General features: G+C 47.9%; 21 protein-coding genes. 2 read left to right on the top strand and 19 right to left on the bottom strand.

Annotated features, from left to right (window positions below; genetic code table 11):
- Positions 1-24: 24 nt before the first annotated feature.
- From pyrD to CWI84_RS00530, 15 genes are all read right to left on the bottom strand, one after another.
- Positions 25-1,032 (bottom strand): quinone-dependent dihydroorotate dehydrogenase, encoded by a 1,008-nt coding sequence (pyrD, locus tag CWI84_RS00600; RefSeq protein WP_126840640.1) that lies wholly within the window; start codon positions 1,030-1,032, stop codon positions 25-27.
- Positions 1,032-5,882, bottom strand: coding sequence for an NAD-glutamate dehydrogenase (locus CWI84_RS00595; RefSeq protein ID WP_126840639.1), 4,851 nt, complete (start codon positions 5,880-5,882; stop codon positions 1,032-1,034). Before CWI84_RS00595 ends, pyrD begins: the two co-directional genes overlap by 1 nt.
- Before the next feature lie 178 nt (positions 5,883-6,060).
- On the bottom strand, positions 6,061-6,294 hold the full coding sequence (locus CWI84_RS00590) for a DUF2835 family protein (RefSeq protein ID WP_126840638.1): 234 nt from the start codon (positions 6,292-6,294) through the stop codon (positions 6,061-6,063).
- Positions 6,295-6,319: 25 nt separating this feature from the next.
- The gene (gene pepN / locus CWI84_RS00585; RefSeq protein WP_126840637.1) at positions 6,320-8,923 is read right to left on the bottom strand and encodes an aminopeptidase N; all 2,604 of its coding nucleotides are present in this window, start codon (positions 8,921-8,923) and stop codon (positions 6,320-6,322) included.
- 6 nt (positions 8,924-8,929) lie between these two features.
- Positions 8,930-10,393, bottom strand: coding sequence for a Na+/H+ antiporter NhaC (gene nhaC / locus CWI84_RS00580; RefSeq protein WP_126840636.1), 1,464 nt, complete (start codon positions 10,391-10,393; stop codon positions 8,930-8,932).
- Between the two features lie 27 nt (positions 10,394-10,420).
- Positions 10,421-11,800 carry a sodium-dependent transporter gene (locus tag CWI84_RS00575; RefSeq protein ID WP_126840635.1) on the bottom strand — a complete coding sequence of 460 codons (1,380 nt, stop codon included), beginning with the start codon at positions 11,798-11,800 and terminating at the stop codon, positions 10,421-10,423.
- A 122-nt stretch (positions 11,801-11,922) separates the two neighbouring features.
- A complete protein-coding gene (prc, locus tag CWI84_RS00570; RefSeq protein ID WP_126840634.1) occupies positions 11,923-13,992 on the bottom strand; it encodes a carboxy terminal-processing peptidase in 2,070 nt (689 codons plus the stop codon).
- A 28-nt stretch (positions 13,993-14,020) separates the two neighbouring features.
- Positions 14,021-14,674 (bottom strand): RNA chaperone ProQ, encoded by a 654-nt coding sequence (proQ, locus tag CWI84_RS00565; protein ID WP_126840633.1) that lies wholly within the window; start codon positions 14,672-14,674, stop codon positions 14,021-14,023.
- Complete coding sequence (locus CWI84_RS00560; RefSeq protein WP_126840632.1) at positions 14,667-14,957, bottom strand: hypothetical protein; 291 nt, start codon at positions 14,955-14,957, stop codon at positions 14,667-14,669. Before CWI84_RS00560 ends, proQ begins: the two co-directional genes overlap by 8 nt.
- Positions 14,957-15,427 carry a GAF domain-containing protein gene (locus tag CWI84_RS00555; protein WP_126840631.1) on the bottom strand — a complete coding sequence of 157 codons (471 nt, stop codon included), beginning with the start codon at positions 15,425-15,427 and terminating at the stop codon, positions 14,957-14,959. Before CWI84_RS00555 ends, CWI84_RS00560 begins: the two co-directional genes overlap by 1 nt.
- A 13-nt stretch (positions 15,428-15,440) precedes the next feature.
- Positions 15,441-15,734 (bottom strand): YeaC family protein, encoded by a 294-nt coding sequence (locus CWI84_RS00550; RefSeq protein WP_126840630.1) that lies wholly within the window; start codon positions 15,732-15,734, stop codon positions 15,441-15,443.
- A 9-nt stretch (positions 15,735-15,743) separates the two neighbouring features.
- Complete coding sequence (locus CWI84_RS00545) at positions 15,744-16,067, bottom strand: zinc ribbon domain-containing protein (protein WP_126840629.1); 324 nt, start codon at positions 16,065-16,067, stop codon at positions 15,744-15,746.
- A 130-nt stretch (positions 16,068-16,197) separates the two neighbouring features.
- Entirely contained in the window at positions 16,198-17,868 is a 1,671-nt protein-coding gene (locus CWI84_RS00540) for an alanine/glycine:cation symporter family protein (RefSeq protein ID WP_126840628.1), read from the bottom strand.
- A gap of 61 nt (positions 17,869-17,929) precedes the next feature.
- A complete protein-coding gene (locus CWI84_RS00535; RefSeq protein ID WP_126840627.1) occupies positions 17,930-19,060 on the bottom strand; it encodes a M14 family metallopeptidase in 1,131 nt (376 codons plus the stop codon).
- Positions 19,061-19,131: 71 nt separating this feature from the next.
- A complete protein-coding gene (locus CWI84_RS00530) occupies positions 19,132-20,586 on the bottom strand; it encodes a glyceraldehyde-3-phosphate dehydrogenase (protein WP_126840626.1) in 1,455 nt (484 codons plus the stop codon).
- 165 nt (positions 20,587-20,751) lie between these two features.
- Here CWI84_RS00530 and CWI84_RS00525 point away from each other — a divergent pair, with 165 nt between their 5' ends.
- Positions 20,752-21,567, top strand: a complete 816-nt coding sequence (locus CWI84_RS00525; protein ID WP_126840625.1) for a DUF2989 domain-containing protein — start codon at positions 20,752-20,754, stop codon at positions 21,565-21,567.
- Here CWI84_RS00525 and msrB read toward each other — a convergent pair.
- A complete protein-coding gene (gene msrB, locus CWI84_RS00520) occupies positions 21,564-21,971 on the bottom strand; it encodes a peptide-methionine (R)-S-oxide reductase MsrB (protein ID WP_126840624.1) in 408 nt (135 codons plus the stop codon). The two genes, CWI84_RS00525 and msrB, sit on opposite strands and share 4 nt — an antisense overlap.
- A 72-nt stretch (positions 21,972-22,043) precedes the next feature.
- Here msrB and pyk point away from each other — a divergent pair, with 72 nt between their 5' ends.
- Positions 22,044-23,474, top strand: a complete 1,431-nt coding sequence (gene pyk / locus CWI84_RS00515; protein WP_126840623.1) for a pyruvate kinase — start codon at positions 22,044-22,046, stop codon at positions 23,472-23,474.
- On the opposite strand, the gene CWI84_RS00510 is transcribed toward pyk, so the two are convergent.
- The 3 genes from CWI84_RS00510 to CWI84_RS00500 all read right to left on the bottom strand — a co-directional run bounded on the left by CWI84_RS00510 (position 23,471) and on the right by CWI84_RS00500 (position 26,300).
- The gene (locus tag CWI84_RS00510) at positions 23,471-24,316 is read right to left on the bottom strand and encodes a DUF6279 family lipoprotein (RefSeq protein WP_126840622.1); all 846 of its coding nucleotides are present in this window, start codon (positions 24,314-24,316) and stop codon (positions 23,471-23,473) included. The two genes, pyk and CWI84_RS00510, sit on opposite strands and share 4 nt — an antisense overlap.
- Positions 24,317-24,381: 65 nt before the next feature.
- The gene (locus CWI84_RS00505) at positions 24,382-25,212 is read right to left on the bottom strand and encodes a LytR/AlgR family response regulator transcription factor (RefSeq protein WP_126840897.1); all 831 of its coding nucleotides are present in this window, start codon (positions 25,210-25,212) and stop codon (positions 24,382-24,384) included.
- A 2-nt stretch (positions 25,213-25,214) separates the two neighbouring features.
- Positions 25,215-26,300 (bottom strand): sensor histidine kinase, encoded by a 1,086-nt coding sequence (locus tag CWI84_RS00500; RefSeq protein WP_126840621.1) that lies wholly within the window; start codon positions 26,298-26,300, stop codon positions 25,215-25,217.
- Positions 26,301-26,313 lie beyond the last annotated feature (13 nt).

The following is a 26,313-nucleotide window of genomic DNA, read 5'->3' as shown; positions in this document are numbered from 1 at the left end:
TAACATACTTTAACCCAAGTACATTTACAAGCCGTTAACAATTTCTTTGACAAGCGCTGGGCCTTTGTAGATAAAACCGGTATAAATTTGCACCAACGATGCACCCGCGGCGAGTTTTTCCTTCGCTGCGGCGGCGCTATCAATACCGCCAACACCAATGATCGGCAGTTTTCCTTTCAGTGTTTTTGCTAACACCTGAATAACATGCGTGCTTTTATCGCGCACCGGCACGCCGCTTAGGCCGCCCGCCTCTTCGGCATGCGGATGCCCCTTCACCGCTTCCCTATCCAACGTGGTATTGGTCGCAATAATCGCATCCAAGCGAGCATCGGCAATGGCATTCGCCATAGTAGCAATTTCTTCATCGGATAAATCCGGTGCAATTTTTATCGCTACAGGCACATAATTATCGTGTTTATCAGTCAAATGCCGTTGCTGTTGTTTAATGGCTGCCAACAGCCCTGTTAGGGCATCACCGTGTTGTAGGTTTCGCAATCCTGGCGTATTCGGTGACGAAATATTAACCGTAATATAAGAAGCGAACGGATAAACCTTCTCCATGCAGAGCAGATAATCGTCGATGGCTTGCTCTTCAGGTGTGGTTTTATTTTTACCAATGTTGATGCCCAATACACCAGCGTACTTGGAGCGTTTGAGTGCCTCAACGAGATGGTCGACACCTAAATTATTGAAGCCCATACGGTTGATAATGGCTTGGTCTTGCTCTAATCGAAACAGCCTTGGGGTCGGATTACCCAATTGCGGTTTTGGGGTCACTGTGCCCACTTCTAGAAAACCAAAACCCATGGCACCAAATGCATCCGTGCACTCGCCATTTTTATCTAACCCTGCTGCCAGACCCACCGGATTAGGAAAACTGATTCCCATTACCTTGACCGGTTTGCGAATCACTCGTTGGCGCCAAAGCAACTTTAACGGCGTGCGACCAAAACGTTTTAATACGCCGATGGTAAAATTGTGCGACCACTCAGGGTCGCACTTAAACCACCATTTTTTTAACCACTCATACATCAGACATTGGCCGCCACTTTAGGTGCGCAATTGTGGCTGAGTAACATCAACTCGCGCAATGCCACGGAGAACTTGGCGAACTCATGGCTCTTAGTGGTACGGAAATCTGCCAATGTTTGCTTCCAGCGGTCAATGAACACCTCATTCGGCTCGAAGAAGGCATCCAGCATTTGCTGCGGATCGTGGGTCGCGTCGGTACAGCGCAATACCACATTGGTCAACGACCGTTGCTGCCAATCCAGTTCTTCACGGAACGCTGCCCGAGCCAGAGCCTGCCAATGGTTAGCCACTGGTTGGCTATTGATTTGGTCAAGGAACCAGTGCAACTGTAAACCTGCGCCAAGGTGGAAGTAGACGCCGGCAACTTTACCAATTTTCACACCGGTATCGTGCGCCACTTCGGCGATATCCATGGAAGAGAATACCGTGCTCAAAATCGCAATTTCGTTGGCTAAATCTTCCGGTACACCCTGACCTACCATTTGCTCAGCGCGTTTGCGAATCGCTTTCGCTTCATCCTCAACCATGTAGTTGAGCGCGTTTTTACGCAAATCGTCAAACGCTTTACGGTAGAAGTCTAAGTGCTCCTGAATACCGTGCAAGCTAGGGTTGCGGTGGCGCAAGAACCAACGCGTTGCACGGCGCACCATTCTGCGAACTTGGAATAGAATCGCATTCTGTACTTCCGCCGGAATCTTATTATTTAAGCCTTCAATCTTTTTCCATAAACCGCGAACGTTAAAACATTCACGCGAAACAACATAGGCCGATGCAATCTCAGCAACCGATGCACCAGTCGCTTCCTGCTTCCGATAAACAAAGTTAGGGCCCATATCGTTAACAATGTTGTTTGCCAACTTGGTCGCTATAATCTGCCCCTTCAGCGGGTGATTCAGCATCGCATCAGCGAATTTGTCTTGCAGCAATTTCGGGAATGCGGCAAATAATTCTTTCGCGTGGTACGGGTCTTCCGTGATCTCATCGGTGATCAGTTGTTCTTTTAACACCATTTTGCCGTACGCGGTAATCACCGATAATTCCGGACGCGTTAAGCCTTTACCTGAGGCTTGGCGTTCTGCCATTTCATCATCATCAGGCAAGAACTCTAGTTGACGGTTCAACGAGCCTTCGCGCTCTAAGTGGTGAATAAAGCGCTGCATTTCTTTAATTTGGTCAGCGCCGCGCATCAGTGTCACTGAAATTGATTGGGTCTGACGGTTACAGTCGTGCAACACAATATCGGCAACATCGTCAGTCATGTCATACAACAGCTTGTCTCGCTGTTTCAGCGTCAATTCGCCATCGTTAACCAAGCCATTCATCAGTATTTTGATGTTAACTTCGTTATCCGAGCAATCCACGCCACCGACGTTATCAATAAAGTCGGTGTTCACCCGGCCGCCCTTCTGTGCAAATTCAATGCGCCCCAATTGGGTAAAGCCTAAGTTACCACCTTCGCCAATGATTTTCGCTTGCAGTTCTTTACCATTAACGCGCAATGCGTCGTTCGCGCGGTCGCCAACATCACTATCGGTTTCTTTGGTGCCTTTCACGTAAGTACCAATACCGCCATTCCAAATCAGATCGACTGGCATAGTCAGGCAAGCTTTGATCAACTCGTTCGGCGTCATAGACTTCTTCGACGAATTGAGCATTTTTTTCATTTCTGGAGAAAGCTCGATGGCTTTTGCGCTGCGCGCGAAAACACCGCCACCCTTCGAAATGAGCTTGCTGTTGTAATCTTCCCAGCTTGAGCGCGGCAATTCGAACAGGCGCTTACGCTCTTTCCATGAAGTCGCCGGATCGGGATCAGGGTCAATGAAAATGTGTAGATGGTTAAATGCGGCTTGCAGCTTGGTGTGTTTCGACAGCAACATACCGTTACCGAATACATCACCGGCCATGTCACCAATCGCTACACAAGTAAAATCAGTGGTTTGGCAATCCACGCCCATTTCTCGGAAGTGGCGTTTAACCGACTCCCAACCACCGCGAGCAGTAATGCCCATTTTCTTGTGGTCGTAGCCGACCGAGCCGCCAGACGCAAAGGCATCGCCTAGCCAAAAGCCGTATTCTGCAGAAATTGCATTGGCAATATCCGAAAACGTTGCGGTACCTTTATCGGCTGCAACAACCAAGTAAGGGTCATCATCGTCCAAGCGCACAACGTCTTTCGGTGGAACGATTTCACCGTTAACGATATTGTCGGTAATATCCAGCAATGCACGGATAAAGGTACGGTAACAGGCCTTGCCTTCCTCGAAGAACGCTTCTCGCTCTTCGGGTAAATTCTTACAATAAAAGCCCCCTTTCGCACCAACTGGCACAATCACGGTATTTTTCACTTGTTGCGCTTTTACCAAGCCCAAGATTTCGGTACGGAAATCTTCACGGCGGTCTGACCAACGCAAACCACCACGAGCAACCTTGCCGCCGCGAAGGTGAACACCCTCAACCCGCGGCGAATAAACGAAAATTTCGTAACGCGGCAACGGCAGAGGCATTTCTGGCACTTGGTCGGGCTGGAATTTCACCGAAATGTACGGTTTATCCGCACCCGACTCGTCTTTTTGGAAGAAGTTTGTCCGCAACGATGCGTCAATAAGTTCGACATATCGGCGCACAATACGGTCATCGTCTAAGTTAGCGACATTTTCTAATTCGCTATTAATCCGCGTATGCAAGGCGTCGATTTTCTTTTCTGCATCTTTAGTGCCTGGCTCGAACTTACTGAAAAACAGCTTAACGATCAGTTTAGCGATTAAAGGATATTTACTGAAGGTACTCTCGATATAGCTTTGGCTGAACGTGGTGCCGATTTGACGCATGTATTTTGCAAACATCCGCAGAATAGTGACGTGTCGTCCAGTCATTCCTGCGCCCAAAATCAAACGGTTAAAGCCATCGTCCTCTAGCAGACCATCCCAGACACGGGCAAAAGCATCTTGGAAGTTATCGCGAATGTCTTCTAAATCTAATGGGCCTGCAGTATGCAGCATATGGAAATCGAGCACCCAATAGACATCACCCTCTCCCGTTTTGATTTGGTAAGGGCTTTCGCCGATCACCCGCAGACCGAAGTTTTCTAACATCGGTAGCACATCAGACAGGTGAATCGGTTCATTTTTATGGAACAGTTTTAACTTCACATATTTGCTATCACCTTGCTCTTCCTGAGCGCGATAAAGCACCATGCCGAGTTTGTGTTGATCGTTCAACGCTTCTAATTGCGCCACGTCTGATAACGCCACCGACGGCAACACTTCTTCTTTGTAAGAGCGAGGGAACGCTGCTGAATAACGCTTATTCAAGCGATTTGCCTTAGCTTCGCCATAGGTCGACGACAAACTGCGAGCAAAACTGTCTTCCCAGGTGCGCGCAGCTTCAATCAGGTTCTGTTCTAATTCTTTCACGTTGACATCCTGTATGTGTTCGCCAATGCGCACCGTGTAGTGGGTTCGCGCCAAAGACGACTCAGAGAAATAAGTGGTGAAGTCTACTTCGCTCTCAGCATGCAAAGTGCGCGCGAGAATAGACTGGGTCCGCTGCCGCACTAGGGTGTTGTACCGTTCTTTCGGTACATACACCATGCACGACATGAAACGGCCAAAAATATCACGCCGCAAAAAGGCTCGGGTCATATCCCGTTCCTGCATTTGCAGCACACCCAGGCCCACGTTTAGCAAGTCTTCTTCTGAAGCCTGGACAATTTCATCCCGCGGGTAGGTTTCCAAAATATTCAGTAACGCTTTGGCAGCGTGCGAGTTGCCCGCAAATCCGGACTGGTCCATCACCCGTTGGATTTTACTTTTTACCAACGGAATGTCGCGCGCGCTGTTGTTGTAGAAGCTCGATGAATACAAACCAATAAAGCGTTCTTCACCCACCACGTTGCCATCTTTATCGAATTTCTTGATACCGATGTAGTCGTTATAGGCTGGACGATGAACACGCGATTTTGCATTGGTTTTGGTCAACAACAAAATGCGATCGTTGAAGGTGATTTCACGAGCATCCTCGCGCAAACTCGAGACCAAGCGCCCTTTGCTAGATTCTGAATTACGCAACAAGCCAAGGCTGCTACCTTTCACTTGTTCTATCACGTGATCACCCTCAATGGGTTTCAGAGTGTATTCGCGATAACCAATGATGGTGAAGTTATCATGTGCCAACCAACGCAAAAATTCTTGGATTTCCGCCCGATCTTTCTTTGTACCTGGATACCCTTCGCCAGTAATCTCGTCAGCAACATTTAATAACCGCTCACGCATCTCACGCCAGTCACCAACGGCTAAGCTGACCTCTTCCATCACCGAAGTCAGTTCTTTTTTTAACGCTTTCAGATCCTTTTCCGAGGTCTGACGATCAACTTCGATTAAAAACACGGTGTCGATTTCATTGTCGCCATGGGTTCCTGGTTTCAGCAATTGATTGATTTGCCCGTTGTCGTCGCGCTTGTGGCTAATCGGTAGGTGTAACAGTAAATGTGCGGTAATTCCTAAACGGCTAAGCGCCATTCGCACCGAGTCCACCATGAATGGTGTATCAGATTGGATGATTTCAACAATAGTATGCGGTGACTCCCAACCGTGACGAGCTACTTCCGGGTTGTACACTTTAATGAGGGCTTTATCGCCGGGGCGATACTCATTAAAACTGTGCCAAACGCTCAGAACCGCGCCATACATATCAGCATCAGTACGTGCGACTAAATCATCAGAGGATATATTGCGATAAAGACGCTTGGCAAAATCGACGATTAAGCTAGCGTCTTTTGAAGGATTTTTTTTCTCGATAAGCTCGGCTACTTTTTCCAGTAGAACCGGTGGTTGACCATCGACCAACGACATAATTGCAGTGTCCTTGAAGCTGTTGGTGTATCGTCGTGAGCGTTTTGGGCGACTGCCCACGGCCTGAAAGCTTTATGACTAGTATTGTTAATCATTTAAGCGCTTGATTCAACGCTTTTTCATGGCTTTGCTAACACTTTAGACCAGATAATTCGGGGCGTGTCGAATGGATATGAGGTTAAGCTGAATGAATTTGCTCAAGTGATTGGAATTTTGCCTTCTCATCGACCACTAACTTGAACCGACCGTTCAGTCCTGCGGCATTAACTAGGGGGATAAAACGCCCGGCTGGAATGCTCAGCCGGGTACCGTTATCAGACGTAACCATAAGGCTTTGCGCCTTACCGCTATAGTAGACATCAATAAATGTCTGGTAGCTCATCGACAGGTTAAAGTAGTAAGTGACCTGCATGCTAGACCCAATGCTCCACGACTGATTATGCAGATAAACTGTTTTCCACTTTTTCGTATAGATCAGCCGCCAAATTTGGCAACTCACGAATAAGTTGCAATTCATGCAGCATTCTTTGCTGACGTTCAGTGTCGTAACGCTTCCACGCCATGAAAGGTGTCAACAACCGCGACGCCACTTGCGGATTGGTTTGATTCAACTCTCGAATCACCTGACCCACCAAACGATAGCCGGCACCATCGGCGCGATGGAACTGCGCCATGTTTTGGGTGAATGCGGCGAGTAGCGAATACACCCGGTTGGGGTTTTTTAGGCTGAAATCCGCATGTTTCATTAGCTCTGCCACGTTTTCGACTGTCGTCGGTGCATTTCGCAATGCTTGCACACTGAACCATTTGTCCATGACCAATTTCTCGCCTCGCCATTGTTCATCGAAGGCACTTAACAACTCGGTGGTTACGTTATGGTTAACACTCACCGCAGCCTGCAATGCGCCGAGTTGGTCAGTCAAGTTACTAGCGTCGTTAAATTGTCGACGCAATAGCTCACCACTACCGGCTTTACCTGACTCTGCAATGTATTGCAGCGCTACTTGTTTCAATTGCCGTGCGGCAATATCTTGCGCCGCTAACTCATAGCTTGCAGTTTGTTCAGCGAGTGTCTCGTATACTGTTAACCAATCAGTGTAGAGTTGCTTGGCTAAAATGCTCTGCAAGCATTGTAACTGCCGCACAATAGCCTCTACTGGAATGGTCTGGTAGTTTTCTGCAACGGTTGCCGCGGTTGGTAGCGTTAATGCTAACGCTCGTAAAGCCGGATCGGTGTCCGCTCGCAACAACTGACGACAGGCTTCTAAAACAGGTCCAGTGACTTCAACGTCGCGCTGTTCGGCAATTGCGTCTTGGACCAAGCGTTGAAACAGCTGCTGTGCGGCGTCCCAACGACTAACCGCATCGTCGGCCGCCATCATGAGCACCATCAACTCGCGATCGTTGACCTCGCGCTCGACCTTGACCGGCGCCGAGAAATTGTCAAATAACGCCAATACTGCGGGTTCGTTTACCCCTTGCCATTGCCACACCTGCTCGCTTTCCGTAAGTGACAACAAGGTTTGATGTTGGCCATCGAATATTGCTAACGGCTGGCCGACTTGACTATAAGCGGAGATCGCCACTGGGATGTGCTGCGCTTGCTTTTCCGTCTGCCCCGGCGTTGCCGGTGTATGTTGTGCTAGCGTCAGCGTCAGTTGGCGTTGTTGCGGATCATATTCGACCTTCGCCTTTACCACCGGTGTTCCTGCTTGACTGTACCAACGGCGGAATAAGCTAAAGTCTCGCTTATTGGCATCTTCCATCGCTTTGACAAAATCTTCGCAGGTCACGGCTTGTCCATCATGGCGCTCAACGTATAGCCGCATGCCCTTCTGGAAGCCCTCCTCGCCCAACAAGGTATGCAACATACGAATAACTTCGGCGCCCTTGTTATAAACGGTCACCGTATAAAAGTTATTCATTTCAATAACTTTGTCGGGCCGTATGGGGTGTGCCATTGGCCCGGCATCTTCAGTAAATTGGTGGCTACGAATAATCCGCACGTCTTTGATGCGGTTCACCGCACGTGAGCCTAAGTCGGAACTGAATTCTTGGTCTCGAAAAACGGTCAGACCTTCTTTTAAGCTCAACTGAAACCAATCGCGACAGGTGATACGGTTACCGGTCCAGTTATGGAAATACTCATGACCAATCACCGATTCGACGTTTAAAAAATCTTGATCGGTCGCTGTTTTCTGGCTGGCCAATACGTATTTGGCATTAAAGACATTTAAGCCCTTATTTTCCATCGCGCCCATATTAAAGAAGTCGACCGCAACGACCATGTAAATGTCTAAATCGTAAACCAAGCCAAAGCGCCGCTCATCCCAAGCCATCGCATTCTTTAACGACGTCATTGCGAACCGACCGCGTTCCACTTGGCCCTTATTGACGAACAGTTGCAACTTAACGGTACGCTGATCTTGCGTTACAAACTCGTCTTCCAATAAATCGAAGTCACCTGCCACTAATGCAAACAAATAACATGGTTTTGGATGCGGATCGTGCCATTTGACCCAATGCCTCTCACCCTCTTCCCCGGCATCGACTTTATTGCCGTTCGAGAGCAAATAAGGAAAGCCTTGTTTTGCTGCCACAACGGTGGTGGTAAAAACCGCTAACACGTCAGGACGGTCCAAATAGTACGTTATCCGCCGGAACCCTTCGGCTTCACATTGCGTGCAATAACTCTGCTCTTGAAAGTACAGACCTTCCAAGGCTTCGTTAGTTGCTGGCGCGATTTCGGTAACGATGGTCAGCTCAAATTGGTCTGGTACATTTCGAATCTGGAGCGTATTGTCCGTTTGCGAATATTGGCTTTGCGGCATTGCTACGCCGTCTATCCACACACCTCGTAGGGTTAAACTATCACCATCTAACACTAAGTCTTTGTTGTGATGACCTTGACGGCTGAGCGTCATCGTATTGGTCACGCGCGTACTATCTGGGTCTAGTTCAAAGCGCAGATCAACATTAGCAATCAAGAAGTCGGGTTGCTGATAATCTAAACGGTATTTTGCTTGAGGTTGTGTGGTCATAGAGTATTACGCAGCCTCTGCTGTTTGTTGAGCGGGAGATTTACGGTACAAGATTGTCCAGCCGGTATAGGCATAGAGCATTGCGAAAACTGGCGTGAGTAAGTTAAAGAATGCAAACGGCGCATAATCTAAAGGACTTACTGCCAAAACGCTAAACATATAGGCACCACAGGTATTCCATGGAATCAGCGCCGAGGTGATGGTACCACTGTCTTCTAACGTCCGTGATAACACTCTTGGATCAAGATTCCGACGCGCATATTCCTCTTTAAACATTCGTCCAGGCAGGACAATAGCCATATATTGGTCAGCGGTTAATACGTTTGCCCCAAAGCAGGTAAATAACGTACCGGTTACTAACGAACCCACCGATTTAGCGGAATGCAACATACCTTGAATAAAACGGCGCAATAGGCCTACTTTTTCCATAATGGCGCCAAAGGTCATGGCACTTAAAATCAACCATGCGGTATTTAGCATGCTCGACATACCGCCACCGCTAAGCAATGAATCAAGGTTATCATTGCCGGTATCCACAACAGTGCCGTCGGATAATGCCATCCACACCACTTTTAATGAGGCAACGATACCCTCTTCGCCACCCGCTAGACGGTGCACCATCTCTGGTTGAAAAATTAATGCCCAAACACCACCCAATAACGCACCAAAGAATACCGTGGGTAACGCCGGTTTGCGCGTCGCGGCCAAGAATAACAGTACCGCTAACGGAACCATCATTTCCCAGCCAATATTAAAAGTGCCTTGCAATTCTGCTTGCATCTCCGCTAAGCGCCCGAGGCTAACGTCGGTGTCGGCATGGAAACCGAGGATTAGGAACAACAAGATAGCGATAATAATTGCTGGACCCGCGGTATACCCCATGTAGCGAATGTGGGCAAATAATTCGGTGCCGCTGACGGCTGGTGCCAAATTGGTGGTATCTGATAGCGGCGACATTTTATCGCCAAAGTATGCACCAGAGACGATTGCACCGGCGGTTATTGCCGGCGACATATCCATTCCTTGCGATACTCCCATGAGCGCCACACCGATGGTGGCGGCTGTGGTCCATGAGCTACCAATCGATAACGCGACGATGGAACAAATGACGCAGCTTGCAGCATAAAATAAGCTGGGATTTAACAGTTCTAGGCCGTAGTAAATCAGTGTGGGAACCGTCCCCGACAGCAACCAGGTACCAATGAGCGAACCCACCGCTAAGATAATCAGCAAGGCGCCCAACGCTACCGAGATGCCCTTGGTAACGCCATCTTCTAACTGTTCCCAAGTGAAACCGTTGCGGAAACCAATGATCGCGGCAACTCCGGCTGAAATCCACAGCGCAATTTGGTTAGGACCATAGGACGAATCTTCGCCAAACAAATAAACGGACGAAGCCAGTAACGCGATAAGCACCACTAATGGGATCAGTGCTTGTGTTAACGTTGGTTGCCGAGTGTCTTGAGTCATGAACTTAGGTACCTGTAAACAACAAAATTAAAATTGGATAATGCCGATCAACTGCATAAAAATCATCACAATTGCGATTGGCGCAATATATTTGAGACACAATAACCACAAGTGATAGATCCATGGCTGAGTGTCGAGCTCGTCTTCACTGTGTTGGGTTTTCATTACCCACGCTGCTAACAACGCTAATAGCAATCCACCCAAGGGCAGCAACACGCTAGATGTGGCATAGTCGATAATATCAAAAATACTGTGCGCCGCTTTACCCGGTAATTGCCAGTCGAGCTGCGTCCAACCAGTCCCTGCAAACGATTGAACCGTCAATTGCCCAAGCAGCCACAACACCACCCCTGCGCTAATCGTCGCTGGCCAGCGTGAAAGCGAGAATTTCTCTTCAATAAAGGCTACCGAAGACTCAATCATTGCAATGGCCGAGGTGAAGGCGGCAATCACCAGCATAATAAAGAACAGAGTGCCAATCCATTGACCACCTGGCATATCGGCAAACGCTAGCGGTAATGTGGTAAAAATCAGACCCGGACCTTCGCTAGGGGTTAACGAAAAGCCAAAAACGATAGGAAAAATGACCAGTCCAGCCAGTAACGCGACCACAGTATCGGCAATGGCAATCCACAAGCTGGTTTGCACAATTGAGGTGCTTTTCGGCAAGTAAGCGCCGTACATAATGACCACGCCAGACGCTAACCCCAAAGAGAAAAACGCATGGCCTAGGGCAATCATTACGCCACCAATGCTAAGCTTGTCAAAATCTGGCGCGAACATAAACCGCATGGCTGCGCCGAAGTCACCGATTTGTGCTGCGTATACAGCCATGATTAGCAATAGCAACACCATGGTTGGCAACAAAAACCGTACCGCACGCTCTAGACCATTGCGAATACCCTTGCCGACTACCAATACCGTAGAGGCTATGATAATGGTCTGCCATAGAGTAAGTTCAGCAGGCGAGCTGAGTAGATCAGCAAAAATTTGATTGATCGAATCTGCACCTTGCTGTTGAAATAAGCCCTGAGCACTTTTGCTCACATAGGCCAGCGACCAACCCGCAATAACTGCGTAGAACGACAGCACCAAAAAGCCAGTGAGCATGCCAAGCCAGCCGGCTATTTGCCAATAACTTGAGCGTTCTGATTCTTCTGCAACCGCTTTCGCCGCATACCCTGGTGAATGGCGCCCACGGCGACCGATAATCACCTCGGCCATCATCACTGGCAAACCGATTAACAGAATGCAGAGAAGATAGACCAGTACAAAAGCTCCGCCACCGTTCTCACCGACGATGTACGGGAATTTCCAAATATTGCCAAGACCAACAGCCGCAGCTGCCGACGCTAAAATAAACGACAGTCTGCTGGACCACCGGCTCGATATCGTTGTTGTTGTCATAGTAAGCGAGCCTATCGGGCATTTAAGAAGGCGCTATCTCACCATAAAACGCGCATAACTGACAAGTTTATACAAAAAAAGCCGCAATAATTGCGGCTTTTTTATGCGATTGTTCGATGAGTTTAGCCTCTCGACTGTTCCTTGGTGTCATCCAAGTAATCGAACGCCACACTAATTGTCTCATTCAAATAAGGATCGATATCAGTCGCTTTTTCTGGCGCATTTTCCAACGTTTTTACCGGCTCCATACCAAGTCTTTGCAGACGTTCATTCACGCGCTTAAGCTTCTGTCTTTGCTCTTCCTTCTGCTCTTGTTCACGCTCCGCCAGCACTAAGCTAACCCACGTTTTATCTTTCTCACGCTGATACTCATCAATGTCAGCAAAGATATATTTAAACTCAGGATCTTTTTCAATCCGCAAATTCGTATCTTTTTGCAGTTTTTTAACCTCTGCTTTAGACACCTGTTTGGTCGGCTTAAATTCCGCTTGAGCGATTTGATCCCACGGCAGCGCATTATCTTCTACCGCTTCACCCGTTTCACTGGGTGACACAAAAGCTGGCAGCTTAATATCAGGCTCAACGCCTTTTATTTGGGTACTGCCACCATCTACCCGATAAAACTTCGCAATGGTGTATTGAATACTACCCAGCGGATTCTCGAAGAAGTCGAAGCGTCTATTAAGGCTGCGATGTTGCTGGACCGACCCTTTACCAAAGGTGTTCTCACCAACAATTAATGCTCGTTGATAGTCCTGCATAGCCGCAGCAAAAATTTCCGATGCCGACGCACTGTAACGATTAACCAGCACGACTAAAGGCCCATCGTAGTAGGTTTCCCCGTCGTCGTCCCTGCTGACTTCAACACGGCCACGACCATCACTCACCTGCACAACGGGACCTTTGTCAATAAATAAGCCCGTTAAACCAATGGCCTCGGTCAATGCTCCACCGCCATTACCGCGCAAATCAACAATCACGCCCTCAACGTCCTGTTTCTTGAGATCCGCAAGTAGGCCTTTAACGTCTTCGGTTAAACCGTTGTAGAAGCCCGGCACGTCAATCACGCCCATCTTACGGCCTTTGTTTGGTCCCGAATCAGGGATCTTGACTTCCGCCTTTGCCGCGCGATCTTCAAGCTTAACGGTGTCACGGACAATTTCGACAACCTTCGGTGTACCACCTGCGCCTTGGCTAGATTTTAAAATTTGTAGCCGCACAGCCGTGCCCTTGGGTCCTTTAATTAAATCAACCACGTCGTCAAGACGCCAGCCGATAACATCAACAAAGTCTTCGGCATCATCACTACCGGCTGCACCCTGTGCTACGCCGATGATCTTATCTTCCGGATCGAGTTTATCGGTTTTGTCGGCTGGGCCACCAGGAACCAAGCTACGAATCACGGTATAATCGTATTCGGCTTGTAGCACTGCCCCAATACCTTCCAACTGCAAGTTCATGTCTTGCTGGAAGCGTTCCGCATTGCGGGGCGATAAATAGCTGGTGTGAGCATCGATACTGCGTGCAAACGCATTCATTAAGGTTTGAAAGACGTCTTCACTCTCTGATTGCGTTAAACGGTGTAACGCACTGTTATAGCGCTTACCAAGTGTTTCGGTAATTTCTGGCCAGTCTTTGCCAGCAAGCTTCAAATTGAGCGCATCGTATTTCACCCGATCGTGCCAAATTTCGTTAAGCTCTTCTTTCGATGTCGCCCACTTGGCATCTTCACGATCGTAATAATACTTATCATTGGCTTCCGTAAAGTCCATTGGCTTTTTAGGATCGAGCAAGCTCAGCGCATAGGTGTAACGCTCAAACCGACGTTCTAAGTTATCAGTATAGATTTGGTAGGCAATATCAAGTTCACCGTTGTTTAGCATTTCGTCGAACAAATGGCGATACTCTTCATACTTTTTAATGTCCTCAGCTAAGAAAAACATCTTGTTGTAATCGAGCATCTTAATGTAACGCGCTTCGATTTTTTCCGACAACGCGTTATTTAATTCCATGTGGTTGAAATGATAACGAGTAAAGAAAGAGGTAACGCGTTTACTCGCTACTTCGTGCTGCTCCTCTTGCTGTAATGAGGGCAGCTGCTGCACGTCATATTTTGGTGGAATTGCTAACGCCACTACCGGCAATAAAAACGCAACGGCAAATGATAAAGGTTTAGTTGCCCACTGCTTCATGCTTTACTCCTGAATTGCCAGCGAGCACTTAAGCGTTCGCTGTAAGAAAGACGTTTTCCGCCTTCACTTTCATGGTAAGTCCGTTATTTAAACGAACCTGTACATCATCTCGATCAATCTCAACAATGACACCTGGCATTGGAGACTGTCCAGCTTTTACCTGTACTTGTTGACCGACTGACAGTGCGCTTAGTTCCACATCTTTCAACTTTGGCGCTTTCGGCTTAGCGACTTTATGGGGTTTAGCCGTAGCTCTTTTGGGGGGGCGTGCTTTTTCGGTGCGGCGCTTTTTCTGCTCGCTATTCGTTTTATCACCGTCGTTCGTTCCACCCTGTGCTTTCTTTCGCTCCGCTGCTTTAGCGCGTGATTCTTTCAGGGTTTCTTGAGCATGCTGTTGATGCTCTTCTTCTACCGCGGCTACCGGCTCGCCGGCAAGGTTGACCCGTTGACTGCCCACTTTTACCGAACGCAAATAACGCCAACTGTTGGTGTAGTGGCGCAACGCAGTGCGCAAACGCGTTTTGCTGACTTTATCGTCATCCGCTAAGCGCGCTGCTAAATCTTCAAAAATACCAATTTTTAACGGCTTAGCGTCACCCGATATGGAGAAACACTCGGGGAATTGCTCCGCCAAGTAGGCAATGATGTCTTTGCTCTTTGTCAGTTTTTCACTGTCAGTCATTCGAATCTTCTTCCTGTTCCCGCACGTCTTTTAGCAACGTACTGATGTAATCCTGCATCTCGTCAAACTCAAGATCAAGTAATGCTGGCTCTTCAATCCAGTCAAACAATGTCCGCCGAACCGCTTCTTCAAGCTGATCTAAGCTGTCATCGTCCAACCGCTCGCTAGCGATTAAATGAAGCATTTCGTTTATTCGGTCTGCAGCTTCTTCTTCGTGATCTTCAAAAAATTGGGTGTCTTGCTGACTTACCAAGTAAGCATGTACATCGAAGTCGGCGTACATTATGCCCCCTGCCCAGCCCAATTCAGCTGTTGACAATATTCCGCTATAGCAGCGAGTCCTTGGGCATCTTGTTCGCTAAAACGGTCGAGCTCAGGACTGTCGACATCCAATACCGCAACCGTTTTACCGTTAACCACAATCGGCGCAACCACTTCGCTGTTGGACGCACTGTCACAGGCAATATGCCCAGCAAACTGATTAACGTCAGCAACGCGTTGCAGCTTCTGGGTGGCGGCAGCGGTGCCACACACGCCTTGTCCAAACGGAATTCGAACACAGGCGACTCGCCCTTGGAACGGCCCCAGCACCAGCATCTCTGGCTCTCTGGTGAGGTAAAAACCGACCCAATTTAGGCGCGGCATTTGTTCGTAAATCAGCGCTGAAATATTGGCAAGATTGGCAATTACATCCGGTTCATCTTCGGTCAATGCTTTTGCTTGTTTAAGCATATCGTCAAGCAGCGTTACCATCTTTACTATCACCCTAATCTTCGTCGTTAAGACTGAACCGCGTGATTTCTTGTTCAGGCGCGGCATCTTTGAATTGTTGCTTTAATTCGCGTTTACTTTTCATCACAATCTCGCCATTTGCACCAATGCTCATGTGCTGTTCGGTCGGCAAATAGCGCGATTGGTACGCCATAACTAATTGCAATGCGTTTTCCCGTTGTTCGGTGGATAACGGGTTACCATCGGGCCAACGTCCGGTTTCAACGGCCGCGACTAAGCGTTGGTACGTTTCCAGACTCATTGATTGTAGTAGATCATCGAACTGCATGACGGACCATCACTTTCGTTTAACCAATACCAGCCGAACACGGTTGATCAAAAAACCGAACACTCCGACCAAAATAGCGCCAACTGATAAAAAATATGTGGGCGTCTTAAGTGTCGGCTGTTGTAGAAAAAAATACGCAAAGCCAGCAATCGCGATCAACAACGCAAGCATGGACTGCGAATTAATTTTGTCGACTTTCTGCTGTTTCAAGCGGATGGACTCACGCTTTAAGTCATCTTGCGACTGCCCCGCCGTAACGAATTGACAATGCGGACAGGTTTTTGCCTTTGATGACATGCGCTTACCGCAGGATGGACATTGAATGAGTGCCATATGGGCTCCATGGATAACAACAAGTTAAGCAATATAAGGTTTTTGCCTGTAATTTCAAGCGCAGTGGCGTTTTAGCCAAGAAAAAACCCGCTGCAAAAGGCAGCGGGTTTTTTACGTCTGCAGCGCAATTTTAGTTTTTGCCGCTACGGAAATCTTCCCAGTACGACTTAACGGTTTGCTTCATTTCTTTGTGTAACAACAACATACCTAACAAGTTAGGTAGCGTCATTAGTACAATAGCTACCGCTGAAGCCGTCCAGATAAGCGTGGTATCGGCAAAAGATGCCCAAAAGAAGCCGCACACGTACAAAATACGGTAAGGCATAACACCACGTTGGCCAAACAGATACACCACTGCGCGGTCGCCGTAATACGACCACGCAATCGCTGTCGAAAAGGCAAACATTAGCAATGAGATGGGAATAATAAACTGACCGAAATCGCCTAAGTAGCCTTCAGAGAACGCCACTGAAGTAAGAGCCGCAGAGTGAATCAACGACTTACCGACCACTTCAATGTCTTCTTTCATCAACTGACCGTTTTTAATCGGTAGTTTACCCGTGTACGGATCTTCGCCAGCAACAATAAAGTGCACATCTTCCGCGACTGAACGCGCATGCAAGATGGTGTATTCACCGTTGTTTTTCGGTATCCCATCAACCACTTGAACCGTACCGCTATAGTTCTCAACAGTATTGTCTTTCTTACCGTTTAAGTACTTGTATAGTTGTTCGCGGTCAGCATCGTTATGGTCATCATATTGCCCGGTCACAAACACCAAGTCGGTGCGCGCAAAGACGTTTTCAAATTTCTGCGTCCAAGCACCAGAAGATAGAATGACTAAACCTGTCAGGGTACAGATAATGATGGTATCGATGAAAGGTTCAAGGATCGACACCAAGCCTTCCGATACTGGCTCATTGGCTCGTGCCGAGGCGTGCGCAATCGGTGCAGAACCCTGACCCGCTTCGTTTGAAAACAAACCTCGGTTAACACCACGATTAAATGCGTAAGCAAAAGACGCACCTAAGAAGCCGCCAGTCGCGGCTGAGCCGGTAAAGGCATCAGAAAAAATCGAAACGAATGACGGACCGATATTATCCAGGTTATAAAGGATGACACTTAATGAGCCAATCACGTACAGCACGCCCATAATAGGAACGATTTTTGACGTTACCGCAGCAATCCGTTTGATGCCGCCGATGATGACCATGGCTAACAAAATCGACAGTACCGCACCTGTAACCACAGGATCGATGCTGAAGGTTTGCTCCATTGATTGCGCAATGTTGTTGATTTGCGGCATGTTGCCTGTGCCGAATGAACTGATGATGGTGGCTATGGCAAAAATCACTGCCAACCACTTCATGTTCAAGCGACGGTCCATGTAGTACATCGGGCCACCTGCCATGGTGCCATCTTCGGTTTTCACCCGATACTTATGCGACAGCGTTACCTCGACAAACTTGGTCGTCATCCCCATGAAGGCGGTCATCCACATCCAGAATAGCGCCGCGGGTCCACCCAAGAAGATTGCCAACGCCACACCACCGATGTTACCGGTACCGACGGTGCCCGATAGCGCGGTAGAAAGCGCTTGAAAGTGGCTGGTATCACCTGGCGTGCCCTTTTTATCAAACTTACCAGCGACTACTCGCCAGGCATGCCGGAAATACCGAACTTGCGGGAAACCTAAGTACAATGTGAAGAACAAACCTACTCCAAGCAATAGATATGGAAAGTAAGCCGCTGACCCTAAATAGCTGTCGATATACAGCAGTAAATTATTGAGCAGTTCCAAGGTAATAACCTCTTATTGTTGTTATCGTTAGGTGCTAGCACTTTCGCTAGCACCAAAGTAATTAACCGCGTAATTTTGGTGATACCTGCCAGATAGCCGTCAGTAAATCTTCACCTAAACGCTGGCAGCGTGGGGCAGACCAACCGAAATCTTCGTCTGGCAAATTGGCGTTGTCTTTGAATGGCATTTCCAACGTATAAGCCAAACAGCGGAAGCGTTCACCAACGGCAGTCGATGCTACCGATAAATTCGCTTCGCCCGGTTTATCTAACGTGTAACCGTACTCCGTTTGGAATTCCGGTGTAGCCGCTAGTAACGCCGCTTTAAAGGTTTCTTCCAAATCTTTGTGGCGCTCGTCGTACGATGGAATGCCTTCGCAGCCAGCAACAAAGTTATACGGTAAAGCTTCGTCACCATGCACATCAAGAAACATATCTACGCCCGTTTCCTTCATGCGCTCCAGCACATAATACACTTCTGGACTTTTTTCTAAGCTCGGTTTGTCCCACTCACGGTTCAAGTTGGTGCCCACCGCGTTAGTACGCAAATGTCCACGAACGCTGCCATCAGGGTTCATATTAGGCACAATGTAGAACACGTTTTGTTGCAACAACTTACGGGCAATGCCGTCTTCGTCATCTAATAAACGTTGCAACAGGCCTTCAATCAACCACTCAGCCATACTCTCGCCTGGATGTTGCCGCGCGGTTATCCAGATAGTGTTTTTCTGTTCACTTGGTTCACCCACCACCAACAAGTTCAATTCACGGCCATCAAGTGTCGTGCCGAGTAACTCGTGATAGCAGTCTAATGACTGTTGTGCACTCTGCACCAAGTCCAAGTGGCGTTCGTATGAATAAGGCACGAAATACGCGTAATACACGCTTTCTTGCTCGGGAATGTGACGAATGGTCAACGCTTTTCCATCATAGTCAGTGGGTACACGGAACCACGTCTCACGGTCGTACGATGCAAGCGCTGAATAGTCTTTCCAGCCGTCAGGATAGGCTGACTGGCCTGCGTTCTCAATGACCATGGTGTGTTCTTCACCGGCTTCGCAGAACAGTTTAAAGTGGAACCATTGATAAAAATCTGATTGATGGTCTTTTTTAATCCGTAAACGAATATCGTCGGCAGTATCTGCTTTAACCACCTCGATATTACCGCTATCAAATTGCGCAGAGATCTGCATTGTCGCCCCTTCTCGTTGTGTGCTTATTGAGCCAAAAAGGCGCCCATTTGGGCGCCTTTTGCTTTTTATTATTAGGCTTTTGCCTTCGGTAGCATTGGCATTTCGTGTCCAGCCATTTTTTCCGCAACTTTCATCACCTGACAGCTATAGCCAAACTCGTTGTCATACCATACGTAAAGTACTGCACGGTCTTCGTCAACGATAGTCGCTTGTGAATCAACCACACCGGCATAGCGTGAACCCACTAAGTCGGTTGACACCATTTCAGTCGATGCGGTGTAGTCAATTTGGCCTTCAAGCTCTGAATGCAATGCCACTTTACGCAAATATTCGTTCATTGCGTCACGGTCGGTGGCTTTTTCTAAATTCAGGTTCAAAATAGCCATCGAAACGTTAGGTGTAGGCACGCGGATCGCGTTACCGGTCAGTTTACCTTTCATCGCCGGTAATGCTTTAGCAACCGCTTTCGCCGCGCCGGTTGAAGTAATGACCATGTTCAACGGTGCTGAACGACCACGGCGGTCAGCTTTATGGTAGTTATCGATCAAGTTCTGGTCGTTAGTGTATGAGTGGACCGTTTCCACGTGACCGTTTTTGATACCGTATTCATCGTAAATCGCTTTTAATACTGGTGTAATAGCGTTGGTGGTACAGCTAGCCGCCGATACGATAGCGTCATCGGCAGTAATGTCATCGTGGTTAACGCCGTAAACGATGTTCTTAATATCGCCTTTAGACGGTGCAGTCAGCAGCACTTTCTTCACACCCTTTGACTTCAGGTGTAAGCCCAAACCTTCTTCATCTTTCCAGATGCCGGTATTGTCGATAACCAACGCATCGTTGATACCGTACTGGGTGTAGTCCACTTGGTCCGGACCGTTTGAGTAGATCACTTGAATGCTCGTGCCGTTGGCTTTAATGGCTGAATTTTCGTGATCAACCGTAATAGAACCGTTAAATTGGCCATGCACTGAATCACGGCGCAATAAGCTAGCGCGCTTTTCTAGATCGCCGTCACGCCCACCGCGAACAACGATAGCCCGTAACCGCATTTTGTTGTTGCTACCGTTGCGTTCAATCATCAACCGCGCCAGCAACCGACCGATACGGCCGAAACCATACAGCACGACGTCTTGCGGAGCGATGCTATCGTCTTTATCGACAACATCGGCTAATTCGCGACGTAAGTAATCTTCAACCGATAGTCCATCTGCTTTATTGCCGTGAATATAGGCATACGCCAATTTACCCAAATCAATACGCGCCGGCGAAAGCTTCATCTCGGCTAGTGCTTGCAAGAATGGGAAACTCTCACGCAAACGAATTTTCTGGCCTTCATGGCGACGAATAAGGCGGTGAGCCTTAATAATGTTAATGGTAGAAACGTTTAATAATGAACGTCCGTAAACCAAAATCTCAACGCCCTGGTTGCGGTAAAGTTTACCTAGCAGCGGTTGCATTAACTCCGCATATTCTTGACGTTCTTGCCAGCTTTGCAAAGTTTGATCGGGTTGCGATGGGTTCATGTTTTCAGCGATTCCTCTGTCGGTCGTTGAAGCCGCACGCCTGCCATTTCGACAGGCTGGCTAAAGATCACAAATATGATAGTCTAAATTACGGTGTGGTATTGTACTGAAAAGCACCGCAGGACGCCAATAATTGCAAACTGCAGCAAAACAAAGGTATTGCTTGTGACAACACGCTTCTATAAAACCGCTTTGTTAACGGCATTTGCCGCTCTCACATTGACTGGTTGCTTTGAGAAAGAAATGACCGTTCGAGATATTTGTGAGCAACAGCCGCAATTATGCAGTGATATTGCCTCTGACAACTGGTGCAACCTAGAACGTCGAAAAGTCATTTTCTCGCGTTATGCTCGCTTACAAAAAGACGATGGCGAACATCAGTACCGGTTATTGCGCGATTTAGAAAGTTACTCAAAGTGTATGGAACTTGCGTCCAGAATTGAGCACAAGCAGCTTAAAGAAAAGCAGTCTGCGCGAATTGAAAGTTATTTCGCTAGCATGCAAGCGATAGACAAATTGAATGAAGAAACGCGTAATTCCGAGAATCCATTGCTGTTGTACTGGCACTGGTCGCGTAATGGCAACACCGATGCGATCGATAAATTGCTCACCATTGAAGGCAGCAAGCAAGTACAAACGCCAGAGCTGCAATTGGCCTATGCCACCTATTATGCCAAAGCCAACGAAGATAAAACCTTTGAACACTTGTACAGAGCGCTTAGCCTGTACCGCAAAGATGCAGAGGTTAACCCTGAAATTGCGGTAACGCTGATGACACTCAACCTTGCACGGAATAATGCCAAAGCAGCCTTCATTTGGGGCAATATCGCCCACCAATTACACGCGCGCTCGCTACAGTGGAATGATATTGTCTCAGCCACCGCCCCAACCGAAGAGCAGCGGGAGCAATGGCTTGAGCAAGCGGAAGCGTTGCTAGAAAAAATCCAAGACGGTCATTTCCGCGCCGCCGATGCGCCTTAATCGGATTCGTGCTTCAGGGCAATGCTGTTAACGCAGTAGCGTTGACCAGTGGCGGTTGGACCATCTTCAAATACATGACCCAAGTGGCCTTTGCAACGGCTACAAATGATTTCGGTGCGGATCATGCCATGGCTGATATCCCGCACATATTCCACAGCGCCGTCGATGGCTTTATCGAAACTGGGCCAACCACAATGCGCTTCAAATTGCTGATCACTGTCGAATAATGCCTGTCCACAGCCAGCACAACGATAAATGCCGTCCTTATCGAGACTCAAATACTTGCCAGAGAACGGTCGCTCGGTGCCCTTTTCGCGCAAAATCTGATATTCAGTTTCAGACAACCTTTTGCGCCATTCTTCGTCGCTCATTTTTTCATAATTCAATGACTTATCTTCACTCATAGTCATACTCCTGTCACTAAAGCTATGCTAGACTGAGATCCTACTTATTGCTTTCGCTTGCAGGAGTTTAGCATGCTTCGTCGTACCAAAATTGTAACCACCCTTGGTCCCGCCACTGACTCGCCAGAAACGTTAGAGAAATTGATTGTCGCTGGGGCTAATGTAGTACGGTTAAATTTCTCACATGGTTCGGCAGAAGACCATAAACGGCGAGCCGCAAATGTGCGCGAAATTGCCAAGCGAGTGCAACGGGAAGTTGCCGTATTAGGTGACTTGCAAGGCCCAAAAATCCGTATTGCACGATTCCAAGACGGAGCAGTGAATCTAACACTCGGCGACACCTTCACGCTGGACGCTAGCTTAGATAAGAATGAAGGTACCCAGCAAACGGTCGGCATCGACTATAAAGCCCTACCCGAAGATGTTGAAAATGGCGATATTTTGCTTCTAGACGACGGACGCTTGCGACTCGAGGTTACCGCCGTAGAGGGGCAGAAAGTGATAACGACGGTGTTGGTGGGGGGCAAGCTTTCCAATAATAAAGGGATTAACCGTTTGGGCGGCGGACTGTCTGCGGAAGCATTAACCGAAAAAGATTTAGCTGATATCCAGACCGCGGCAGAAATTGACGTGGATTATTTGGCAGTATCGTTCCCGCGTAGCGGCGAAGATATTAATCGCGCTCGCCATTTACTCCGTGAAGCAGGCGGTAACGGGGTGCTATGCGCCAAGATTGAGCGTGCCGAAGCGGTGGCCTCAGATCATGCACTGGACGAAATTATTCGTGCCTCAGATGCGGTAATGGTGGCACGTGGCGACTTAGGAGTAGAAATTGGCGATGCACAATTAGTCGGTAAACAAAAACGTATTATTGAACGTGCACGACAACTGAATAAAGTGGTTATTACGGCAACCCAGATGATGGAATCGATGATCGAAAACCCCATGCCCACCCGAGCCGAAGTCATGGACGTGGCTAACGCGGTGTTGGATGGCACTGATGCGGTCATGCTCTCAGCCGAAACTGCGGCCGGGAAACACCCCATTGAGACGGTGCGTACCGTTGCAGAGATCTGCTTAGGGGCAGAAATTCACCCTAGCATTCGATTACAACATGAAGATTTAGAAGAAACGTTCTCCACCATTTCAGAGGCCGCAGCTATGTCGGCAATGTATGCAGCGACGCACCTAAGTGGAGTTAGCGCTATTATTGCCTTAACCGAATCCGGTTTTACGGCAAAACTGATGTCACGAATCACGTCCTCACTGCCGATCTTTTCGCTCTCTCGGCACGATAAAAGCCGAGCAAAATGTGCCTTGTATCGTGGTGTCTATCCCATCGCATTCGATTCCACTGTTACACAAAACCCAGTGCTCGAAGCCATAGAAGAAGTGAAGAAATTGGGCCACATTAAAGCCGGCGACTTGGTGATTTTGACCCACGGTGACGTGATGGAAACCGTTGGCTCCACCAACACCTGCAAAATTATCGAAGTTCGTTAGTGGAAGTCTGCTGAGAGCTCGGCGAGCAAATTGATGTATCCGTCGAGCTTATTTAGCACCCGCACTCGTTGTATGCTCGACATCGATTTGTAGGTTTGCCAAATAAACGATAATCGCCGAGTTGAGCTGTCACTGATTTGCTGCTTTAGTGCCTCGCTCCTTAGTGTTTCTGGCTTTAATATCAATGCTTTTACTGACGCCAGGGAGCGCTGTTTATCAGCATAACTGACGACCTGTTCGAGCGCATCTATCCATGCGTCTTGATAATCAAACCAAAGCGTTCGGTCATCACTGTGCTTGGCAAATTCGCCTAAGCGGTGCTTCTGCGCGGTGGTTAAATCTCCTAGCCAATCTGAAAGATCGTCAGCTATGTCGTCAAAACGCGCTAACTGGCGCTCTGTTTCACGCTCGGAGTTATAGTCCTGACGCCGTTCTTTTACTTTTTCACGCATTTTGCTAATAATTTGCTGCTTCTGCGCAGAGGTCAGGGTTGGGTACAATTTGCCGACAACTAGCACAATTGCACCGCGAATACGCTTCCACGCGTCCAGCATCGCGTTTTGGATCGCATTGATATCGGCTTTAGTGAGGCTGTTATTCGCGATTTTATCTCTTAACGACTGCAGCGTTGATTGATACGTGGGTAACTCTTCTGTGGCGTGCCAATGGTGCAATTGGTCTAAAGCGTCGGAAACGGTTTGTTGCTGAGTGTCGGTCAAATCGACGTAATCATCGATTTGCCACTCGATGTAGGTATCGGCAAAGTGGTAGCCTATTTGGCTGCCACAACCTGCCAACAATGAGGCAATAACTGCTACCACTAACAAAACTGCGCGCCGCATAACCTGCTCCCTGAGCTATTTTGCAGTTATACGGCTACTGTTAGCAGAGTGATCAGTTTCGCTAATTATTGGTTAAGAATAAGCTGCTTAATTTTATCTTTATAGCTGCGGCTAACTTTCAACTGTTGACCATTCTGCAGCACAATGTGGTATTCGCCATTTTGCCGGCTACACAATTTTTCTACCTGGCTCAAGTTAACAATGGCCGAGCGGTGGATGCGTTGAAACCGATTAGGGTTGAGCTCTTGCTCAAGTTCTTTCATGGTGCGACGCAAAATATGGGTTTCGTTATCTGCGTGAATGCACATGTAATCGCCGGCAGCATCTACCCACTCTATCGAGTTAATCGCAACCCGGGTAATTTCACCGCTTTCTTTAATGGCAATATGCTCTGGATAACGGCCTTGACTAATATCGTCACCCGCCGCCAGTTTGCGCAGAATTTCTTCGCAATCTTCGCCAGTAACCTCAGCAACTAAATTAATCAACTTGGTCTGCTGGCGCTCTTCTAAATAATCGTCACGTTGAGCAAAAATCCGTTTTAACGCTGCTTGCAAGCGGTCTTCATCGACCGGCTTTAATAGGTAATCCAATGCCCGAACTTCAAACGCCTTAATTGCGTAATGGTCGAACGCGGTAACGAACACCACCATCGGCATTGGAACATCGGCTTTACGGACTTCTCGTAACACCTCGAAACCATTGAGCCCTGGCATCTGAATGTCCAAAAATACCAGCTCGGGTTTGTGCGCTAAAATCATTTCTACCGCTTCGCGGCCACCTTTGCACTCTGGTAACACTTGGATATCTTCGTGCTCTTGAAGGCGAACCATGAGCCCTTTGCGTGCTAACGATTCATCATCAACCACTAATGTTTTTATAGCTTTATTTTGCATACTCATGTTTCAAACGGAATCTTGATGGTTACCGTCAAACCCGACGGTTGGTTGCCACTCATGCTAAATTCATATTGCTTTCCGTACAAGGCTTTTAATCGGGAACGAATGTTTTCCAGCCCTACTCCGCCTTTACGATGTAATACGGCATCATCACTGTCGATAACCGTAGGACCGTTGTCAGACAAGGTTACCTTTAACATCTGCTCCTCAACCTGAGCTGAAATTTCAATCACTCCATCGTGCTCAAGTTTAGCAATGGCGTATTTGATGGAATTTTCGATAAGTGGTTGGAATAGTAAGCTAGGTACTAATGCCCTTTTCGCTTGTTCTGCAATAGTAATATTCACGGTTAAACGGTCATCAAAGCGCACTCGTTCAATATCAAGGTAGAGCATGGTCGCGTCGATTTCTTTGACCAGTGGAATTTTTTTGATTGGCTCGTTATCCAGAGAAAAACGCAGGAATTGGCTAAGCTTGTTCATCATTTGATTCGCTTGCGCATTTTCTTTGACCAGAATTAACGTGGAAATCGCATTTAAGGTGTTGAACAAAAAATGTGGATTCAGTTGGTAGCGCAGCATTTTTAATTGCGCTTGGTGAGCCATAGAGTTTGCCATCAACGCTTTCTGTTTTTCTTCTTGCAGCATCTGGTAGTACTTAATTCCAAAATACAAGCCACTCCAGCTCATGACAATATAAAACTTGGCAAGGCTATTTTTAAAGTAAAACAGCGAGTTATCGGGCCGATAGCCGAATTTATAGATTTCCCAATACGTGGCGTTATCGATCACCGCCCAACAGGCCGCAATAATATAGGATGCCATCAGCACCACCACTAACAGCACCCCCGGTGGCGCTTCCCAAATGCGGCGGTACAAATAGCGCAGCGGTACCGTTAGCAAAAATCCGGCATAGGCTCCAAGGATAATGATCAGCGCATAAATACTGCGCATTTCATGCATCAATGAACCGATATAGTGCACCAGTGCATAGCCACCCCAGCCCAGCGTGTGCAACACCCAAAACAAGCGGTTACGCTCGTCTAAAACGCTGCGCCAATACTCTCTTTCTAACCATCGAAGCATGTAACGTACAACA

It is taken from the genome of Idiomarina tyrosinivorans (genome assembly GCF_003987475.1).
GTDB classification, from domain to species: domain Bacteria; phylum Pseudomonadota; class Gammaproteobacteria; order Enterobacterales; family Alteromonadaceae; genus Idiomarina; species Idiomarina tyrosinivorans.
The sequence above is the reverse complement of the archived record's forward strand: the minus strand, read 5'-3'. Positions and strand labels throughout refer to the sequence as shown.

What these genes read in the sequence shown, in the direction of transcription:
- msrB (WP_126840624.1), bottom strand. Translation starts at nt 21,971, where the DNA reads ATGAGTGAAGATAAGTCATTGAATTATGAAAAAATGAGCGACGAAGAA.
- CWI84_RS00545 (WP_126840629.1), bottom strand. Translation starts at nt 16,067, where the DNA reads ATGGCACTCATTCAATGTCCATCCTGCGGTAAGCGCATGTCATCAAAG.
- CWI84_RS00500 (WP_126840621.1), bottom strand. Translation starts at nt 26,300, where the DNA reads ATGCTTCGATGGTTAGAAAGAGAGTATTGGCGCAGCGTTTTAGACGAG.
- CWI84_RS00575 (WP_126840635.1), bottom strand. Translation starts at nt 11,800, where the DNA reads ATGACAACAACAACGATATCGAGCCGGTGGTCCAGCAGACTGTCGTTT.
- CWI84_RS00560 (WP_126840632.1), bottom strand. Translation starts at nt 14,957, where the DNA reads ATGTACGCCGACTTCGATGTACATGCTTACTTGGTAAGTCAGCAAGAC.
- pepN (WP_126840637.1), bottom strand. Translation starts at nt 8,923, where the DNA reads ATGACCACACAACCTCAAGCAAAATACCGTTTAGATTATCAGCAACCC.
- proQ (WP_126840633.1), bottom strand. Translation starts at nt 14,674, where the DNA reads ATGACTGACAGTGAAAAACTGACAAAGAGCAAAGACATCATTGCCTAC.
- CWI84_RS00590 (WP_126840638.1), bottom strand. Translation starts at nt 6,294, where the DNA reads ATGCAGGTCACTTACTACTTTAACCTGTCGATGAGCTACCAGACATTT.
- CWI84_RS00505 (WP_126840897.1), bottom strand. Translation starts at nt 25,212, where the DNA reads ATGCAAAATAAAGCTATAAAAACATTAGTGGTTGATGATGAATCGTTA.
- pyrD (WP_126840640.1), bottom strand. Translation starts at nt 1,032, where the DNA reads ATGTATGAGTGGTTAAAAAAATGGTGGTTTAAGTGCGACCCTGAGTGG.
- CWI84_RS00510 (WP_126840622.1), bottom strand. Translation starts at nt 24,316, where the DNA reads ATGCGGCGCGCAGTTTTGTTAGTGGTAGCAGTTATTGCCTCATTGTTG.
- prc (WP_126840634.1), bottom strand. Translation starts at nt 13,992, where the DNA reads ATGAAGCAGTGGGCAACTAAACCTTTATCATTTGCCGTTGCGTTTTTA.
- CWI84_RS00555 (WP_126840631.1), bottom strand. Translation starts at nt 15,427, where the DNA reads ATGGTAACGCTGCTTGACGATATGCTTAAACAAGCAAAAGCATTGACC.
- CWI84_RS00550 (WP_126840630.1), bottom strand. Translation starts at nt 15,734, where the DNA reads ATGCAGTTCGATGATCTACTACAATCAATGAGTCTGGAAACGTACCAA.
- CWI84_RS00595 (WP_126840639.1), bottom strand. Translation starts at nt 5,882, where the DNA reads ATGTCGTTGGTCGATGGTCAACCACCGGTTCTACTGGAAAAAGTAGCC.
- pyk (WP_126840623.1), top strand. Translation starts at nt 22,044, where the DNA reads ATGCTTCGTCGTACCAAAATTGTAACCACCCTTGGTCCCGCCACTGAC.
- CWI84_RS00530 (WP_126840626.1), bottom strand. Translation starts at nt 20,586, where the DNA reads ATGAACCCATCGCAACCCGATCAAACTTTGCAAAGCTGGCAAGAACGT.
- CWI84_RS00535 (WP_126840627.1), bottom strand. Translation starts at nt 19,060, where the DNA reads ATGCAGATCTCTGCGCAATTTGATAGCGGTAATATCGAGGTGGTTAAA.
- nhaC (WP_126840636.1), bottom strand. Translation starts at nt 10,393, where the DNA reads ATGACTCAAGACACTCGGCAACCAACGTTAACACAAGCACTGATCCCA.